At 34.9% G+C, this 18,015-nt stretch carries 15 protein-coding genes, 1 tRNA gene and 1 riboswitch; of the genes, 12 read left to right on the top strand and 4 right to left on the bottom strand.

Annotation, left to right across the window (positions count from 1 at the left end; all coding sequences use genetic code 11):
- Window positions 1–5 precede the first annotated feature (5 nt).
- The 11 genes from NRK67_08370 to NRK67_08420 all read left to right on the top strand — a co-directional run bounded on the left by NRK67_08370 (window position 6) and on the right by NRK67_08420 (window position 12,494).
- Window positions 6–1,793, top strand: coding sequence for an NADH-quinone oxidoreductase subunit NuoF (locus tag NRK67_08370; GenBank protein UUV19429.1), 1,788 nt, complete (start codon window positions 6–8; stop codon window positions 1,791–1,793).
- Between the two features lie 61 nt (window positions 1,794–1,854).
- On the top strand, window positions 1,855–3,612 hold the full coding sequence (locus NRK67_08375; GenBank protein UUV19430.1) for an NADH-dependent [FeFe] hydrogenase, group A6: 1,758 nt from the start codon (window positions 1,855–1,857) through the stop codon (window positions 3,610–3,612).
- Window positions 3,613–3,813: 201 nt separating this feature from the next.
- Window positions 3,814–5,163, top strand: a complete 1,350-nt coding sequence (gene glmU, locus NRK67_08380; protein ID UUV19431.1) for a bifunctional UDP-N-acetylglucosamine diphosphorylase/glucosamine-1-phosphate N-acetyltransferase GlmU — start codon at window positions 3,814–3,816, stop codon at window positions 5,161–5,163.
- A 5-nt stretch (window positions 5,164–5,168) separates the two neighbouring features.
- Window positions 5,169–6,125 carry a ribose-phosphate diphosphokinase gene (locus NRK67_08385; GenBank protein UUV19908.1) on the top strand — a complete coding sequence of 319 codons (957 nt, stop codon included), beginning with the start codon at window positions 5,169–5,171 and terminating at the stop codon, window positions 6,123–6,125.
- A 108-nt stretch (window positions 6,126–6,233) separates the two neighbouring features.
- Window positions 6,234–6,866: an L-threonylcarbamoyladenylate synthase gene (locus tag NRK67_08390; protein ID UUV19432.1), complete on the top strand. Its 633-nt coding sequence runs from the start codon at window positions 6,234–6,236 to the stop codon at window positions 6,864–6,866.
- Window positions 6,867–6,876: 10 nt separating this feature from the next.
- A complete protein-coding gene (locus NRK67_08395) occupies window positions 6,877–7,296 on the top strand; it encodes a hypothetical protein (GenBank protein ID UUV19433.1) in 420 nt (139 codons plus the stop codon).
- A 145-nt stretch (window positions 7,297–7,441) separates the two neighbouring features.
- Window positions 7,442–8,407: a uridine diphosphate-N-acetylglucosamine-binding protein YvcK gene (gene yvcK, locus NRK67_08400; GenBank protein ID UUV19434.1), complete on the top strand. Its 966-nt coding sequence runs from the start codon at window positions 7,442–7,444 to the stop codon at window positions 8,405–8,407.
- Between the two features lie 16 nt (window positions 8,408–8,423).
- Window positions 8,424–9,356 carry a radical SAM protein gene (locus NRK67_08405; GenBank protein ID UUV19435.1) on the top strand — a complete coding sequence of 311 codons (933 nt, stop codon included), beginning with the start codon at window positions 8,424–8,426 and terminating at the stop codon, window positions 9,354–9,356.
- Window positions 9,357–9,428: 72 nt separating this feature from the next.
- Window positions 9,429–9,513, top strand: a tRNA-Tyr gene (locus NRK67_08410).
- Window positions 9,514–9,650: 137 nt separating this feature from the next.
- Window positions 9,651–10,835: an elongation factor Tu gene (tuf, locus tag NRK67_08415; protein ID UUV19436.1), complete on the top strand. Its 1,185-nt coding sequence runs from the start codon at window positions 9,651–9,653 to the stop codon at window positions 10,833–10,835.
- Window positions 10,836–11,108: 273 nt separating this feature from the next.
- Window positions 11,109–12,494 (top strand): peptide MFS transporter, encoded by a 1,386-nt coding sequence (locus NRK67_08420; GenBank protein UUV19437.1) that lies wholly within the window; start codon window positions 11,109–11,111, stop codon window positions 12,492–12,494.
- A gap of 52 nt (window positions 12,495–12,546) precedes the next feature.
- On the opposite strand, the gene metK is transcribed toward NRK67_08420, so the two are convergent.
- From metK to NRK67_08440, 4 genes are read right to left on the bottom strand one after another with little or no spacing between them, the layout of a single operon-like run.
- Complete coding sequence (metK, locus tag NRK67_08425) at window positions 12,547–13,704, bottom strand: methionine adenosyltransferase (protein ID UUV19438.1); 1,158 nt, start codon at window positions 13,702–13,704, stop codon at window positions 12,547–12,549.
- Between the two features lie 47 nt (window positions 13,705–13,751).
- Window positions 13,752–14,579: an energy-coupling factor transporter transmembrane protein EcfT gene (locus NRK67_08430; GenBank protein UUV19439.1), complete on the bottom strand. Its 828-nt coding sequence runs from the start codon at window positions 14,577–14,579 to the stop codon at window positions 13,752–13,754.
- Entirely contained in the window at window positions 14,580–16,283 is a 1,704-nt protein-coding gene (locus NRK67_08435) for a DUF3744 domain-containing protein (GenBank protein ID UUV19440.1), read from the bottom strand.
- A 21-nt stretch (window positions 16,284–16,304) separates the two neighbouring features.
- Window positions 16,305–16,847, bottom strand: a complete 543-nt coding sequence (locus NRK67_08440) for an ECF-type riboflavin transporter substrate-binding protein (protein ID UUV19441.1) — start codon at window positions 16,845–16,847, stop codon at window positions 16,305–16,307.
- A gap of 71 nt (window positions 16,848–16,918) precedes the next feature.
- Window positions 16,919–17,020, bottom strand: a riboswitch (SAM riboswitch).
- Between the two features lie 147 nt (window positions 17,021–17,167).
- Here NRK67_08440 and NRK67_08445 point away from each other — a divergent pair.
- On the top strand, window positions 17,168–17,983 hold the full coding sequence (locus NRK67_08445) for a MipA/OmpV family protein (protein UUV19442.1): 816 nt from the start codon (window positions 17,168–17,170) through the stop codon (window positions 17,981–17,983).
- Window positions 17,984–18,015 lie beyond the last annotated feature (32 nt).

The raw sequence follows: 18,015 nt of genomic DNA on the forward strand, positions 1-18,015 counted from the left end.
AATTGATGGCTTATAAGAAACATGTCCTAATTTGTGGAGGGACAGGCTGTTTATCATCAAAAGGTGGAGCGATAGCTGAGAATATAGAAAGCTTACTGGTAGAAAAAGGTATGAGTGAAGAAGTACAGGTAATCAAAACAGGATGTTTTGGATTTTGTGAAAAAGGACCAATCGTAAAGATCGTTCCTGACAATACATTTTATGTAGAAGTTAAGCCCGAGGATGCTGCTAGAATAGTAGAGGAAGACTTAATTAAGGGTGAAAAGATAGAAACTTTATTATTTAGAGACCCTGTTACTAAAAAAAGAATAGAAGATTCTGATCATATGGAATTTTATAAAAAACAACAAAGAATAGCTCTTAGAAACTGTGGATTAATAGATCCAGAAAATATCAATGAGTACTTTGGAAATAGAGGATACCAGGCATTAGGTAAAGTATTAACAGAGATGACTCAGCAAGAGGTAATCGATGAAATGAAGCTATCTGGTCTCCGTGGAAGAGGGGGAGGAGGATTCCCTACAGGTTTAAAATGGCAGTTTGCACTAAATAATGATGCAGATCAAAAATATGTAGTATGTAATGCAGATGAAGGAGATCCGGGAGCATTCATGGATAGATCTATCCTAGAAGGAGATGCACATTCTGTAATCGAAGCAATGGCAATTTGTGGATATTCTACTGGAGCAACTAAAGGATTAGTTTATATAAGAGCTGAATATCCATTAGCTATAAACAGATTGAAAAATGCCATGGCTCAGGCTAAAGAATATGGGATGTTAGGAGAGAATATCTTAAATTCAGGATTTGATTTCGATATCGAGATTAAATATGGAGCTGGAGCATTTGTATGTGGAGAAGAAACTGCACTTATTCATTCGATGGAAGGAGAAAGGGGAGAACCTACTTCAAAACCTCCATTCCCAGCTGAATCAGGATACTGGGGGAAACCGACAAATGTAAACAACGTTGAAACTTTTGCTAATATTCCAGAGATCATCTTAAATGGTGGAGAATGGTATAAAGGTATAGGAACGGAAAAATCATCTGGAACTAAGGTATTTGCTTTAGCAGGGAAAATAAATAACGTAGGTTTAGTAGAAGTACCTATGGGAACTACCCTTAGAGAGGTAATCTTTGAGATTGGTGGCGGAATTAGAAATGGAAAGAAATTTAAAGCTGTTCAAACAGGAGGACCATCTGGTGGATGTCTTACTGAAAAAGATTTAGATGTTAAAATTGATTTTGATTCATTGACGGCTATCGGATCTATGATGGGATCTGGTGGAATGATCGTATTGGACGAAGATGACTGTATGGTTTCTGTATCTAAATTCTATTTAGAATTTACAGTGGAAGAGTCTTGTGGAAAATGTACGCCATGTAGGATTGGAAACAAGAGATTATTAGAGATATTAGAAAAGATAACTAAAGGAAATGGAACTATGAAAGACCTTGAATTATTAAAAGAGTTATCTGAAACTATAAAGGATACATCATTATGCGGATTAGGTCAAACTGCTCCTAACCCTATCCTTTCAACTCTGAATAATTTCTGGGATGAATATGTAGCCCATGTAGTAGACAAAAAATGTCCGGCAGGATCATGTGAAGATCTATTAACTTATTCAATCAATGATAAATGTATCGGCTGTACCGCTTGTGCTAGAGTATGCCCAGTTAATTGTATTGCAGGAAAAGTTAAAGAAATGCATGTAATCGACGCTGAAAAATGTATCAAGTGTGGAGCTTGTTATGATAAATGTAAATTTGGAGCGATAGACAGAGGATAATCAAAATTAATAAGGATAGTGTCTTGGACCTGTTCTAAAAAAAGGGAGTGTGTAAAAACCAATGGAATTAATAAACATTATCATAGATGGTAAATCAATAGAAGTTCCCAAGGGAGCAACGATACTTTCTGCTGCTGAATCATTAGGAGTTTCTATTCCTACACTGTGTCACTTACAAATAGGTGAAAATGGATATAAAAATGATTGTGCATCATGTAGAATATGTGTTGTAGAGGTTGAAGGAAGAAGAAATTTAGCGCCTGCTTGTGCTACACCAGTTCATGAGGGAATGGTAGTAAAGACTAATACAATGAATGTAATGCAAAAAAGAAGAACTATAATGGAACTATTGCTATCGGATCATCCTAAGGATTGTTTATCATGTTCTAAAAATGGAGAGTGTGAGTTACAGGACTTAGCTATTCAATTAGGTGTGAGAGAGGTAAGATTTGAAGGAGAGATGTCAAGCTACAGATCTGACTACTCACCTTCTATCATAAGAGATATGGATAAGTGTATCATGTGTAGAAGATGTGAAACTATGTGTAATGATGTGCAGACAGTAGGAGCACTATCAGGAGTAAATAGAGGTTTTGACTCAGTAGTTGCACCAGCATTTGAAAAAAACTTAGAAGACAGTGTATGTACTTACTGTGGTCAATGTGTAGCTGTATGTCCAGTAGGAGCACTACATGAAAATGATCATACTTGGAAGTTAGTTAAAGACTTAGCTGACCCTAAGAAAAAAGTGATAGTTCAAGTTGCCCCTGCTGTAAGAGTAGCTTTAGGTGAGGAATTCGGAGAGGAACCGGGAACAAATGTAACTGGTAAAATGGTAACGGGACTTAGACAATTAGGATTTGACCAGGTATTCGATACTAACTGGGCCGCTGACCTTACTATAATGGAAGAAGCTTCTGAATTTAAAGACAGGTTAGAAAGATTCTTGTCAGGAGATAAAGATGTAAAATTACCATTATTAACTTCTTGCTGTCCGGCATGGGTAAAATTCTTCGAGCATAACTATCAAGATATGTTAGATGTACCATCTTCAGCTAAATCACCTCAACAAATGTTTGGTGCAGTTGCTAAAGGAATCTGGGCTAAGGAAGAGGGAATTGCGAGGGAAGATCTTATTGTGGTATCTGTAATGCCATGTTTAGCTAAAAAATATGAAACTTCCAGAGATGAATTTAAAGTGGATGACAATCCAGATGTAGATTATTCTATCTCGACTAGAGAATTAGCTAAGTTATTAAAGCAAGCCAATATAGATTTAAGAATATTAGAAACTTCTGAATTTGATAATCCATTGGGAGAATCATCTGGAGCAGCTGATATATTCGGTAGAACTGGTGGGGTAATTGAAGCCGCTACTAGAACTGCATACGAATGGGTAACAGGTGAAACATTAGAAAATTTAGACTTCGAAGCTTTAAGAGGATTTGAAGGATTCAGATCAGCTACTGTAAAGGTAGGAGACTTAGATCTTAATATCGGAATAGCTCATGGTTTAGGAGAAGCTAGAAAGATGTTAGATAAGATAAGAGCAGGAGAAGCTAGTTATCATGCGATAGAAATAATGGCATGTAAAGGTGGATGCGTAGGTGGAGGGGGACAACCTTACCATCACGGAGATTTCAGTATAGTTACTAAGAGAGCAGAAGGACTTCAAAATATAGATGATAACAAAACTTTGAGAAAATCTCATGAAAATAAATTTGTACAATCGATCTATGAAAATCATTTAGAAAAACCATTGAGTCATAAAGCTCATAAGTTACTACATACTAAATATTTTCCAAAGCATAAAATATAAGATAAAAAGTCAGCGAAATTCGCTGACTTTTTTTATTGCTTTAAATTTATATGAAATTAAAGTAGAATAAATGTGTCATTATTTAAGTATAAATAGAGTGTGATTGATCAAAATACTGAAATGTAAAGTAGATCTTAAAAAATTGAAAAATTCTGACGAATATGCTATACTTCTAGGTAATGAACTGAGGGGTGATGAAGGATGAAATTAGTTTCACTTATATTAGCGGCAGGAAAAGGTACAAGGATGAATTCTAACTTACCAAAGGTTGTTCACAAGGTTAACGGAATACCTATGGTAAAAAAAATAATGAACGTATTAGATGAATTAAAAGTAGAGAAAAATATATTAATATTAGGTCATAAAAAAGATGTTGTTTTGAAAAATGCAGGAGAGGAAAATACCTATGTTGTTCAAGAGGAACAGTTAGGTACAGGGCATGCAGTAATGATGGCGAAAGATATATTAAAGGATTACGATGGAGATGTAATGGTAGTGTGTGGAGATACACCACTATTGAGGTCAGAAACTTTAAAAAAACTTTATGACAAACATATAGCTACTAAGGCAGCTACAACTATTCTAACATCTGTCTATGAAGATCCATTTGGATATGGAAGAATAGTAAAAAAGGATGGTCTGGTAAAAGCCATAGTAGAGCAAAAAGAAGCTGATTTTGAGATTCAGGCTATAAAAGAAGTAAATGCAGGTGTATATGTCTTTAACAGTAAAAAACTATTTGAAGCACTATCTAAGATGGATAATAATAATGCCCAAGGGGAATATTATTTGACAGATGTAATAAAGATTCAGGTAGAGAAAAAAGAAGTAGTGGAAAGCTTTATCTTAGAGGACAATGAGGAGATCTTAGGTGTTAATTCTAAAGTACAGTTAGCCCAGGCAGAAAAAGTCTTGAGAATGAGAAAAAATGTTGCTCTCATGGAAGAAGGAGCAATTTTAATAGATCCACAAACTACATATGTAGAAGATGGTGTAAAGGTAGGTAAAGATACGGTTATTTATCCGGGAGCAGTTATCCAGGGAGAAACCGTTATTGGAGAAAACACAGAAATTATAGGAAATACTAGAATAATAGATTCTAAAATAGGTGGGAATGTAAGGATAGAATCTTCAGTAATAGAGGAATCAATAGTGGAAGATAAGGTTACAATTGGACCTTTTGCACATCTAAGACCGAAGACTCACTTAAAAGAAGAGGTGCATATAGGAAACTTCGTTGAAACTAAAAAATGTACATTAGAAAAAGGCGTTAAGGCCGGGCATTTGACATATTTAGGAGATGCTGAAATAGGTGAAAATACCAATATAGGAGCAGGAACCATAACTTGTAACTATGACGGGGTTAATAAACATAAAACAGTAATAGGGAAGAATGTATTTGTTGGAAGTGATACTGAATTAGTGGCACCTATAAGTATAGGAGATTCAGCAGTAATAGGAGCTGGGTCGGTAATTACTAAGGATGTACCTGCTAGAGCATTAGCAGTGGCTAGAGGAAAGCAGTTTATTAAGAAGGAGTGGACTAAATAACCATGATTAAAAATGTCAAAGATGTAAAGATTTTTACTGGAACATCAAATGTTAGCTTAGCAAATAAAATTGTAGAACATTTAGGAGTACCTTTAGGTAAGTCAGAAGTACTTAGATTTGCAGATGGAGAAGTTCTTACTAAGATCAATGAACCAGTTAGAGGTTGTCATGTATTCGTAATTCAACCAACAACAGAGCCTGTAAATGAATCTTTAATGGAATTATTGATATTTATCGATGCATTAAAGAGAGCTTCAGCGGCTAAAATAACTGTAGTTATGCCGTACTACGGATATGCAAGACAAGACAGAAAAGCCAGCCCAAGGGAACCAATTACATCTAAATTAGTAGCAAATTTACTTACAACAGCAGGAGCAACAAGAGTAATGACTATGGATTTACATGCAAACCAAATCCAAGGTTTCTTTGACATCCCAGTAGATCATTTTAAGGCATTACCTCTTTTAGCGAGAAACTTTATAGAGCACGGATTAAAAGGAGATGACGTAGTAGTAGTATCTCCAGATATCGGTGGTGTAAAAAGAGCCAGAGAATTAGCTAAATGGTTAGATTGTAAAATAGCTATAATCGACAAAAGAAGACCAAAACCTAATATGTCAGAAATCATGAATATAATAGGAGATGTTGAAGGAAAAACAGCTATCTTCATAGACGATATGATCGATACAGCAGGAACTATTACCAATGGAGCACAGGCTATCATGGATATGGGTGCAGTAGCATCTTATGCTTGTTGTACACATGCAGTATTTTCTGGACCAGCAATAGAAAGGTTAGAAGCTTCACCGCTTAAGAAAATAATCATAACGGATTCTATTGAACTACCTGAAGAAAAGATAATATCTAAGGTAAAGATTTTATCTATAGATAAATTATTTGCAGAAGGAATAAAAAGAGTAATAGAACATAAATCGATAAGTGAGTTATTTGAAATAAAATAATAATTTAAAAAGGAGGTCTTTGGACTTCCTTTTTTTTTTGCTCATCTTGAGAAAATTTATAAAATATGATAAAATGTTAAATAAATGTCATAAAAAAATGAGGTAGTTATGAAAAAATTATTTGGAAATAACGATTTGAATTATGAAGAAATCTCAAATATGGTAGCTGATGGAGACCTGATAATTTACCCAACCGATACAGTGTATGGATTGGGGGCAAGTATTGAGACAATAGAATCATTGGATAGAATCTATGAAGTAAAGGAAAGGGATAAAAAATCTCCCTTGATAGCTCTTTTAAGCGATAAAAAGTATGTGGAAAAAGTTGCTGTAATAAATGAACTCAATAGAAAGAAAATAGAAAAATTAATGGAAAATTTTTGGCCCGGTGGTCTAACAATAATTTTGGATAAGAAGAGGATAATTCCTTCTAACATGGTATCTAATGGTAGCAGTGTAGGAGTAAGAATCCCAAATCATAAAATATCTATAAAAATTATAGAAAGCTGTGGGGGAATACTAGCAACTACAAGTGCCAATATATCAGGGGAACCTAGCCCTAGATCATATGAAGAACTCAGCGAAGAGATAAAATCCAGAGTAGAGATAGTGGTAGATGATAATGAAACACCTAAAGGGGTAGAGTCAACTATAATCGATATGAGAGATACTCCTAAGATATTACGAGAGGGTCACATCACACAAATAGATATAGAAAAAATAATCGGGAAGATGAAATAATGGAGGGAATATGAAAGGGCAAAATATGAATGGAATGCAAATGAGAAATATGTCAGGTATGATGGGTATCCAAAATGCTATGCAAAGAATAGGAAAAGGAAAGAGAAAATATACTGTAAAGATCTCTAAACATAATAAAAAGTTTTTAGGTAAATTTGTAGAAGAGATTCAGAAACAAATGGGCTCTGAAAACAATCCTCAAATGAAAGGTGTTCAAGATTTTTTAAATTATTTAAAAGCTGAATGCGGTAAAAAATCTATAACTGAGATCAAGATGAGTTTTGATGAATTAGAGTTTTTAAAGAAAATGGTAGTGGATTCTGTTAAAGGTATGGAAGGTATGACCTATAAATGGTATCAAATTATTAATAAATTAATGGTAAAAACAATGATCAAGTCTAATAGAAGTCTATTGGAAGAGTTAAAATAATAAAGATTAAGGTAGAATGAAAATATAAAAACAAGGGGTAATTAAATTTAAATTTAATTACCCCTTGTTTTTATATTTAATTTTTTATAAGAGTAGAATAATCTTGTGCTATACTTATAATGGAGAAAATAAAAAGAGGTGACTTATGAAAAATAAACCAAAGATAGTAGTATTAGGTGGCGGAACCGGTCTCTCTAACTTATTGAGAGGATTAAAATATTTTCCATTAGATATCACTGCTATAGTTACAGTGGCAGATGATGGTGGATCTTCCGGAAGACTCAGAACAGAGTTTAATATACCGGCACCAGGTGATATAAGGAACGTTATGATTGCACTCAGTGAATTTGAAAGTAAAGGAGAGGAACTCCTAAATTATAGATTTGGCGGGACCAGCGACCTGGCGGGCCATCCAATAGGGAATCTTATGCTGACAGCCATGATAAATATGGAAGGGAATATAGTAGATGGAATAAAGGCACTAAATGAAGTGTTAAATATAAAAGGAACGGTATTACCGGCCACCTCCAGCAGCTGTACTCTCATTGCAGAGATGGAAGATGGTCAGATAGTCATGGGAGAATCTAAGATACCTGCCGTTAATAAAAAAATAAAAAGAGTGTATTTTGATAAAAAACCTAAGGCAGTCAGGGAAACTGTATCAGCTATTGAGCAGGCGGACATGGTGATAGTTGGGATTGGAAGCCTCTATACCAGTATTATGCCTAATTTAATCATAGAGGAGATAAGGGATGCTGTATTAAAATCAAATGCTCATAAAATATATGTGTCTAATGCTATGGAGCAGCCTGGAGAGACTGCAGGTTATAGTGTGGGAGATCATATAAAAGCTATATACTCCCATGTGGGAAAAGAATTTTTTAATTCTGTTATTGTGAACAGTAAAAAAATTCCAAATGATATTTTGGCTAAATATAAGGAACAGGATGTTAAGGAGATAAAGATAGATTTGGAAAATCTAAAAAAATATTCCCTTAAAATAATTCAGGAACCGTTGATAGAGATAAGTGAAAATAAAACTGTAAGACACAATCCATTGAAATTAGCATCAACTATATATTCATTGGTATTAGGAAAGATAAAACTGTAAAAAAGGGGGATTAAGATTGTATAAATATATATTTGGACCAGTGCCTTCTAGAAGATTAGGAGTTTCTCTAGGTGTGGACTTGGTTATGCCTAAAACATGTAATTTGGATTGCATCTATTGTGAGTGTGGATCTACAACTAAATTTTATAATATGAGAGATAGTTATATAGATATAGATAGATTAATAGGGGAACTTGAAGATGTATTGCAGAATCTGACTCCTGACTATATAACTTTTTCAGGTAGTGGAGAACCAACACTAAATAAAGATTTAGGTACGATAATCAAAAAAGTAAGAAAGATATACAATGGGAAGATAGCAGTTATAACTAATTCCAGCCTTCTGAATAATTTAGATGTAAGGGAATCACTGGAAGAAGCGGACCTTATCATCCCATCTTTAGATGCAATATCAGAAGACGTATTTAAAAGGATGAACAGACCTATCGAAGGTTTGTCTGCTGAAAACATCTTGGATGGGATGACTAAATTTCTATCTACAACTAAAAAAGAGGTATACCTGGAGATCTTTATTGTAGAGGGAATAAATGACAGTATAGAAGAGTTGGAAAAATTTGTAGAGTATCTCAAAGATAAAGAAATAACTGCAATTCAGCTGAATACTTTGGCTAGACCTGGAGCTGTAAGGGAGGTAAAGCCAGCCACTATAAAAAGGTTGTCTGAAATTAAGGATTATTTTATAAGCTCTGGTTTGAAATCGGTGGAAATTATAAAAAAATATACCTCCAGGGAAGAGCTCCCTAAGTACAGTGAAAAACTAGAAAAACTTATCTTAAATATGCTTACTAAGAGAAAATACAGTATAGATGAGATGGTTGAATTACTCCAAAGAAATGAAGTGGAGTTATTTAAATATTTAAATATTTTGCAAAAAGAAGGTAAGGTAAAAATAGTTATTGAAAATGATCAAATCTATATAAAATCTTAAAAAAATAATTGACAAAAATTGTATTATTTTATATAATGAATCGTATCTCTGTAAGGGATATAAAATACTCGTGGTTGGATTCCCGAGTGGTCAAAGGGAGCAGACTGTAAATCTGCCGGCTCAGCCTTCGAAGGTTCAAATCCTTCTCCAACCACCATTTTTTAAAACTGCACAAATTTCTTAAAGTAAATATTTAAGGGAAGGGTGTGGATTTTTTTTTTAAGACAGTGAATTAGGCCATGGGGTCATAATATAAATTCAAAAATAAATTAAAATTTTTAGGAGGCTTTAACAATGGCAAAAGAGCAATTTGACAGAAGTAAACCACATGTAAATATTGGAACAATAGGTCACGTAGACCATGGAAAGACAACAACAACAGCAGCAATCTCAAAAGTATTAGCAGACGCTGGATTAGCAGAAAGAGTAGATTTCGCTAACATCGACCAAGCACCAGAAGAAAGAGAAAGAGGAATCACTATCAACACGGCTCATATCGAGTACCAAACAGCAGCAAGACATTACGCTCACGTTGACTGTCCTGGCCATGCTGACTACGTAAAGAACATGATCACTGGAGCAGCACAAATGGATGGAGCTATCTTAGTAGTTTCAGCAGCTGACGGTCCAATGCCTCAAACAAGAGAGCATATCTTACTTTCTAAGCAAGTAGGAGTACCTTACATCATCGTATACTTAAACAAAGCTGACATGGTAGACGACGAAGAATTATTAGAATTAGTAGAAATGGAAGTAAGAGAATTATTAACTGAGTACGGATTCGACGGAGATGACGCACCAGTAGTAACAGGTTCTGCATTAGGAGCATTAAATGGAGAGCAACAATGGGTAGACAAGATCATGGAATTAATGGATGCAGTAGATTCATACATCCCAACTCCAGAAAGAGCAATTGACCAACCTTTCTTAATGCCAGTAGAGGACGTTTTCACTATCACAGGTAGAGGAACAGTAGTAACTGGAAGAGTAGAAAGAGGAGTAGTAAAAGTAGGAGAAGAGATTGAAATAGTAGGAATCAAAGATACTGTAAAATCTACTTGTACAGGTGTAGAGATGTTCAGAAAGTTATTAGACCAAGGACAAGCTGGAGATAACATCGGAGCATTATTAAGAGGAATCAAGAAAGAAGACGTAGAAAGAGGACAAGTTTTATGTCATCCTGGAACAATCAATCCACATACAAACTTCACAGGAGAAGTATATGTATTAACTAAAGAGGAAGGTGGAAGACATACTCCATTCTTCACAGGATACAGACCACAATTCTACTTCAGAACAACTGATATCACAGGAGCAGTACATTTACCAGAAGGTGTAGAAATGGTAATGCCTGGAGACAACATTGAAATGACAGTAGAATTAATCCATCCAATCGCAATGGAAGAAGGATTAAGATTCGCAATAAGAGAAGGTGGAAGAACAGTAGCATCAGGTGTAGTAGGACAAATCACTAAGTAATTAGTATTTCTTATGACTAGATGTAAGAGTTCAACAACTTTTATATAGAGAGGAGATAACCATTTGGTTATCTCCTTTTTTTATTAAATTTTTTTGAGAAACTAGTTGGGAGTGAGAATGTTGTAAAAGTGAAAAAAATGATTTTTTTTAATACATAATTTTGAAAATAAATTTTGTTTTTTACAAAAAAAGAGGTAATATAAAAACGAAAACAAGAAAAAACACTCTATAAATTAAGAATTCTAAGAAAAAACTAAAAAAGGAGAGATGAATATGTCCAATGAAAAAATGAAACAACCAGGAGGAATGTATCTACTGGGAACTATGATGGCTGGATGTAATTTTGGCTATTATGGGATGAGGTTAACTACATTACTATTTTTAGTAGCGGCAGTAGGCAGAGGTGGTGTAGGGTTCACAGATGTCAATGCGTCTTCTTTATTGGGAACCTTTATGGCTTTAGCATATATAACACCCATGTTAGGGGGATGGGCTGCAGATAAAATTTTAGGAACTAGAAAAAGTATTATGCTTGGATTAGGAATGTGTGCAGTAGGTTACTTTATAGGATTTGCATCCCAATCGGTGATCTCAGTTTATGCTATGATATACCTGGTGGCTTTAGGAGCAGGATTTTACAAGGGAAACTTGTTGACATTACTTGGTAGTATCTATGAAAAAGGTGATCCTAGAAAGGATGCAGCTTTTTCAATTAACTATACATTTATAAATATAGGAGTATTCTTCGGAACATTAATCTGTGGGTTTATTGCTAATAAATGGGGAGCAACATTGGATAGTGATGGAAAAATTTTGGTATATGGTTATAAATATGTCTTCTTAGCAACTTCAATGGCAGTGACATTTTCTTTAATTATTTTTATAATGTTAAAAGACCGGTTACTGGGAACAGCAGGGATATTACCTTCTCATAAGGAAGCCGCTGTGGGGTCTCAGAGTGAAAATGATGAAAAAATACCGTTGACTAAGGGAGAAAGAAACAGGGTAGTAGCTATATGCGCATTGGCTATCTTTGCTACGTTTTTTTGGGTGGCTTACTATCAAACAGCTACATCCATTGTTTTATATGCAAAAAACAGTGTCCAGTTAATATATAATGGGTTTGAAATACCCCTGGCATGGATGGATACTTATAATGGATTTCTCTGTATAATACTAGGTCCTATAATGGCTGTTGTTTGGGGATTAAAAGCTAAAACCAAGAATGGAGACTTCAACATAGCTACTAAGATGACTCTTGGCTTTTTATTTTTAGCAGCAGCATTTGGAGTTATGGCCCTGTCTATCACCCAGACTATAGGTGGAGGAAAGGCAAGTATTATATGGTTAGTGTTGTTCTCTACATTGTTAACAGTAGGAGAGATGTGTTTCTCGCCAATAGCTTATTCAATGGTAGATAAATTAGCTCCTAAAAAGATTGCAGGAGCTATGATGGGAGTTTGGTTTGCAAGTACATTCTTAGCCTCAAAAGCTTCTGGATATGTGCAGTTTTTTGTAGATAAACTTGGACCATTACAGGTATTTTTAGGGTTCACTGTAGCATTAGTTGCAGTAGGTCTGATATTATTTTCAATAAATAAACCTATTGAGAGGATGGAAAAAGGAGAAGAGGCAGAAGCAGAGATACAAGTTTCTTAGAAAAAGTGATAGAACAAAAAAGATGACCCCTGATACAGAGGTCATCTTTTTATTATCCTATATTTAATGCTTTTTTTAACTCTTCTACCTTGTTTAATCTTTCCCAAGGAAGATCGATATCAGTTCTACCGATGTGTCCAAAGGCAGCTAGATCTTGATATTTGAATTTAGGAGTTCTAAGTTCAAGCGCTCCTTCGATTCCTCTAGGTGAAAGATCAAAAATTTTCATTGTAGCTTGAGCTAATGCGATTTCTTCAACTGTACCAGTTCCAAAAGTATCTACTTTGATAGATGTAGGGTGATCTACTCCTATTGCATATGAAAGTTGTACTTCACACTTGGTAGCTAACTTAGCTCCTACAATTGTTTTTGCAACCCATCTAGCAGCATAAGCAGCTGATCTGTCTACCTTTGAAGGGTCCTTTCCAGAGAATGCTCCACCACCGTGACGGAAGAATCCACCATATGTATCTACGATGATCTTTCTACCTGTAAGACCTGCATCTCCATGTGGCCCGCCAATTACAAATCTACCAGTTGGATTGATATGGAAATGATTAACTTTTTTTACATCTAGCTCATAACTCTCTAAAACAGGAGTGATAACTAGTTTTATAATATCTTCTTTGATAGTTTCATTTGAAACTTCAGGATTATGCTGAACAGAAACAACAACAGTTTCCACATGATCAACATTTCCATTTTCATCATAGGCTAATGTTACTTGAGATTTAGCATCTGGTCTGGCCCATGCTAATTCACCGCTTCTAGTAATAGCAGTTAACTTTCTGATGATCTCTCTAGATAAAACAAGTGCTAAAGGCATAAGTTCAGGAGTTTCATCTACTGCTCCTCCGAACATGATTCCCTGGTCACCGGCTCCACCTGTATCTACACCTTGAGAGATGTCAGGTGATTGAGAATGAATTGCATTTAATACACCACAGTCTGAATCAAATCCCATCCCTTGTCTATATCCGATCTCATCAATCTTGTTTCTAACGATTGTCTGGATATCTACGTAAGTAGTTGTAGTGATCTCTCCTCCAACTACTACTTGTCCAGTTGTACAGAAAGTCTCACAAGCTACCCTAGATTTTGGATCCTCTGCTAAACAAGCATCTAATACTGCGTCTGAAATTTGGTCTGCGATCTTATCTGGATGTCCTGGTGATACACATTCAGATGTGAAATAAGTTTTGTTTGTCATTTTTTGCCTCCTAATATATTAATATATATGTTAATTACGATAATTTTTTAAAATGGATACCAAAATCCACTGAGATAAAATTTATTTATTAAAATTCCTGCAACTGCTCCTATTAGAAGAAGTGCAATGGCTAAGAAATCAAATTTACCATATTTTTTTCCATTGTACCAAGATCTGGTTTTTTCAGACCCGAATCCACGTAGGTTCATAGCATTTGAAACTACTTCTACCCTGTTTAACGAAGATAAAACCAAGGGGATAAGGATGGTGTTATAGTTTTTAAATCTATTTATAAGGCTGTCTTCTCCCTTTCTAAAGGCTACTCCACGAGCTTCTTGAGCGTGCATAATATTTACAAACTCATCTCTGACATCTGGGATATACCTAAGGGCTATATTGACCGCATAGGCAATCTTATATGAAACACCGATCTTATTTAAACTACTTGCAAACCTGCTAGGATGGGTAGTAAAGATAAATATGATGGTTATAGGCAGTATAGATAGATATTTTAAAGATAGCGTTATTGCAAACCACAGTGTTTCATAGGTAAGTGGTCTTCCTAAAATATTAAATATAGGTGTATATTGATCTATAAGTTCCGAGCCATAGGCAGGAGTAATTAAGATCAAAAATAAAGAGTTAAAGAGGGTAAATATCAGTAAAAATATAACCAGTGGTTTAACTTCTCTAAATGTAATGTTTGCCATTCTGATAAGGAGAGCTCCTCCTGTGATAAGGGCTAAGAATACTCTGATATCTGTAAACATAAAGGCTACAGCTGTCCAAACGAGTAACATTAGGAGTTTTATACTTCCGTCCAAAGAATGAATTGGAGATTTTTTATCGATATATAAAGTTCCGGTTGTAGTCACCTATACCATCTCCCTATGATCATGATTTATAAAAGTTTCCAACATCAATTTTTCATCGATGTTGAGAACTTCTGCTAATGTTGAAACAGATATCTTCTTTAGATTTGCCCGATTTAAAGTTTCTGTATGAGATAATACATTTGAAACGGTGTCGTCACAGATAATTTCTCCATTGGATAAGACAATGGCACGGTTACTGTATTCCAGGGCCAGGTGCATATCGTGGGTTATAAATATGATGCTTAATCCTGTTTTACTTAAACTTTCTATAAACTGCATAAATTCTAAATAATGTTTATAATCCTGTCCGGCTGTAGGTTCATCTAAGATGAGGATGCTAGGATCCAGAGCTAAGATTGTAGCAATACTTAGTCTTTTTTTCTGACCATAGCTGAGAGCTGTGATAGGCCAATTTCTAAAGGCGTGCAGTCCGCAGATCTTTAGAGTATTTTCTGCTTTTTCTGAGATCTCATCTTTTTTATATCCACGGAGTTTTAAACCAAAACTCACCTCATCCAAGAGGGTTTCCTGGGTAATCATATGGTTTGGATTCTGCATAACATAACCAATTTCCTGTCCTCTTTTTCTGATACTCCAGCTATCTATATTTCCTCCCTTATAGGAGATAGTTCCGCTTGATTTTTTGCAAATACCTGTGATGACCTTGGATAGTGTAGATTTACCTGCTCCATTATTTCCTAGAAGAGAGATGATCTCCCCTTTATACAGATCAAAATTTATATTTTTAATGATGTTGTCTCTCTTATTATATGAGAAAGTTAGATCTTTAACTTCTAATATTTTTTCACTATAAGATCTAATTTTAGGTTTTATATTTTCTATCCAGTTATCTATGTTTTTTTTGACAGCTGGAATTTTTAAACTATCTATGTTTAATATATCTAAATCTTTAAGATCGATATCAGCATGTCTCATAGTTTCGATATACAGGGGCTCACGCAGTCCAAAACGTCTCAATGATCCGTCTAAGATTAATTCTGCAGGGGTACCTGATGCAACTATTGTTCCCTTATCAACAATGATTATCTTATCAAATTTTTCAGCAAGAACATCCTCGATCCTATGTTCTATAACAACGATAGTTTTGTTGGATCTCTCGTGGACCGATGAGATCAGTTTCATAGCAGATCTTCCGCTTGCGGGATCCAGGTTTGCCAAGGGCTCATCAAAGAGTAGTATAGGTGCTTCACTCATTACTATACCTGCTAAGGAAGCTCTTTGTTTCAAACCACCGCTGAGTTCCTGAGGGCTCTTGAGAAGATGGTCTTCCATATCTACTTTTTTTAGAGCTGTCATTACATTCTCTTTCATGATATCTACGTCAACGTTGCTATTCTCATCCCTAAAAGCCACATCCTCTCCTACACTTAATCCTACAAACTGACCGTCTTGATCCTGCAGGATGGTAGAGACATGGCTGCTGATGTCAAAGATACTGGTTTTATGAGGTTCTATATTGTTTACTTTTAACTCTCCATTGATCTCACCGGAATAGGAAAACGGGATCAATCCGTTGAGACAATGTCCCAGGGTAGATTTACCTGATCCAGAAGGACCTGCAATGAGGACTTTTTCCCCACTCTGTATAGACAGGTTTATATTCTTTAATGTGGGAGTACCCAAACTCCTATATTGAAATGTAAAATTTTTGAATTCAATAATTTTTTTTTCTTCGTTTCCCATTTGTATCTCCTTAATTAAGTTTTATTCAGCTGTTAAATTTTTATGTTTGCCCTTTCTTTTAGCTAACATAATTACCGCAGGAATTCCCAGCCCGGCTGTTACAACAAAGTTTGAAGCTGTGGCTATAAGGATCTGAATCCATACTTTATTTGAAGGCTCACCGTAGAAGAATACATCTCCTATATAAGCTGCAATACCTGCTAAGATCATTCCGATCACTGCGTATATATATAGTTTAACTATATGTTTTTTGTTTAAAACTCCGTGTTCAGGGTCAAAACTTTTGTCTGACCTGATAAATCCCATGGAAAATCCTATCATAGCAGACAGCATAACCCAGCTCCACCATACTCCACCATACATCATGGTATCATTTAGAGCATGACCTATAAATCCAACTAAAAATCCAACAACTGGTCCGAATAGTGCACCAAATATAGTAAGCAGTGTAACTGCTATCCTAAGAGATGTGTTGGGCCCGATAGGTAGTGATACAGCAGACAGTACACCATACAGAGCTGCTCCTATTCCAATAGCTACAACATGTTTTGTAGTTAATTTCATTTTATTCCTCCTAATATTTTTTCAAATAAAAAACCTCTTATTTTTACAATAAGAGGTCGAATGTTTTATTCCTCTTATCTTCACGATTTAAAATCGCTTGGATGTAGCACCTTCCCTAAATGGGGGTTGCCGGACGTCGTAGGGCCAATTCCCTCAGTCTCTCTTAATAAGATGTTGCATATTTAATTTTTAATTTATTTTAACAAAATAATTATACTATATTAAAAGTAGTTTGGTCAACTTTTTTAATTTTTTTATATTTAAATTTGATTAATATGGTAAAATTAAAATGAGAGTTTAAAAGTTGAGGAGGGAACGTTATGAAAAAAATAATTTTAATTGTCTTTATTTTATTATCTGTACTCAGTTTTTCAGATAATGATAGAACGACGAAGGAGTCGGAGTCGAAATATAAATTTTCTTTAGGATTTATGGCAGGGTATGGGAGTAAACTTTATCAAATAGAGGAAAAACAACCGCGTTATATACCATTTATGGCTCTAGAAAGAAAAAATCTTTATATTTTAGGTTCTGAAATAGGCTATAAACATAAGTTGAATTCAAAATTGACTTTAACTGGATTTTCACAACTTTTTGGAGGGATAACACTCCAAGGTACTGGAGGAGCAATAGGGGCAACCCAGCTAAAGAATTCTGATATGGAAGATGGTTATAAGGGGATAAGCAGCAGAAAGACCCAGGTGGAATTTGGGTTGAGATTAGATTATGATACTGGTTTTCAAAAGATAAAACTTTCAGGTGAAGTAAGGGGAGGACAAAGAGGGGGAACAGGAAAAATATCTGCCCTCAGACCTTTTGTAGTAACAAATAAATTATTTATTATCCCACAGATCAACCTTAGTTTATTGGATAAAAACATGGTAGATTATTATTTCGGTGTAAGTGAAGATGAGGTAAATGATGAGAGAAATCATAAATTAGATAAGGCTTATGATCCAAATAAATTTGCATATGCTTCAGCTGTAGGAGTAACCATAAGATATAGTGTTACCCCTAAGTTTTCAGTGTTTAGTTTAGCTGAAATACAGTATGTAGGGAATGAAATTGGAGATTCACCCCTTGTAGATAATAGGGCAAATTATTTTGCAGGATTAGGTATGAGGTATGATTTTTAAAAAACAAATATAGTCTATACTAAATGAACCGT

This window comes from Fusobacteria bacterium ZRK30 (assembly GCA_024628785.1).
GTDB lineage: Bacteria > Fusobacteriota > Fusobacteriia > Fusobacteriales > Fusobacteriaceae > Psychrilyobacter.